At 40.3% G+C, this 1,170-nt stretch carries 2 protein-coding genes; both read right to left on the bottom strand.

Annotated elements, in window-relative coordinates; genetic code table 11:
• Positions 1–232: 232 nt before the first annotated feature.
• Positions 233–532: a DUF1827 family protein gene (locus HZY94_RS09515; RefSeq protein ID WP_179925935.1), complete on the bottom strand. Its 300-nt coding sequence runs from the start codon at positions 530–532 to the stop codon at positions 233–235.
• Between the two features lie 26 nt (positions 533–558).
• Positions 559–1,008 carry an NUDIX domain-containing protein gene (locus HZY94_RS09510; RefSeq protein ID WP_179925934.1) on the bottom strand — a complete coding sequence of 150 codons (450 nt, stop codon included), beginning with the start codon at positions 1,006–1,008 and terminating at the stop codon, positions 559–561.
• Between the last annotated feature and the right edge of the window lie 162 nt (positions 1,009–1,170).

Raw genomic sequence — 1,170 nt, 5'->3', positions numbered from 1 at the left:
AAAAATAGATGTTCTAGAGGACTATTTGCCATGGTCTGAAATCATACAGAAGAATTGTCAATAAAAAAGGTTCCCGAGTCAATCAACTCTGGAACCTTTTTCATATACTTGGTTATAGCGCGCTTACTAATGTTCCAAAAAATTGGGTAAATAAAAATAGACAAACACCGAAAATGATGTTTGTCTACGGTCTGAAAAATCTCTAGCGCAGGGCTAGAGATTTTTTTCGGCTTTATTTGATCGGGATTGAGATTTCAATCAGTTTATCGGTGTAGAGGGTTTTGATTTCTTCCTTACGGATAGAGTCCGGGTGGATTCGGCGTTTGAGAAAGAAATCGCGGATACTTTCAATTTCAACTTCACGGATAGCCCGGTGTTTATTACTGATGACGATTTCATAATGGTTAGGGGCCTTTGTGAAAATGACATCAGTATTGCCGGCAGAGAAGGTCTCCACCAAGGTGGCATCCGTGTTTTCAAGTTGATTTTTAATCAAACGTTGGTGACTGGAGTTTGTATTGATAAGTTTCATAATGACACCTCTCAAATCTATAAGACTTACGAACCAAGGGATTGTTGCCATTGTTGGAGACCCCAACGATGGCTACCACGTTTCAAATGAAGAAAAGCTTGGTCGATTGGGAACCAGGCTAGATTGTTGAAGTCTTCTAGTGGTTGACCAACTTCAGTGTAAGATTTTACTTCATAAATGTAAGCAGGATTGTGGTAGTGAGTATCCCGATGGCTGGAGTAGAAGTATTCATCCGCTTGGCCATAATATTGCCCCACTTGAGCTGTAAAACCAAGCTCTTCTAGAAGTTCACGTTCAAGCGCCTCTAGGTGATTCTCACCTGCCTCAATTTCTCCACCAGGTAGGAACCAAGCCCCATTCGGAGCTTGGACCAAGATAACCTGTTCACGACTCGGATCTGGAACTACCGCATAGACCCCATAACGGACTTGATAGTCCGTCTGAGGATCCTTTTTACCAAAATGAGGAATTGTCATAAGCAAACCTTCCTAAGATTCAATTGTTTTTCTTTATTATATCATGATTTCTTTCTATTCATCTTTTTTTAAAGAAAAAAATTGGGGAGCGAGGAAGTGGAGGAATCGTTTGAAAAAAAGGTGGGTTTGATTCCCACCTTTAGAACAATCTTAAGATTCTAC

This window comes from Streptococcus danieliae (assembly GCF_013415245.1).
Classification (GTDB): Bacteria; Bacillota; Bacilli; order Lactobacillales; family Streptococcaceae; genus Streptococcus; species Streptococcus danieliae_A.
Note: the sequence above shows the minus strand (reverse complement) of the source record. Positions and strands in the feature narration are given on the sequence as shown.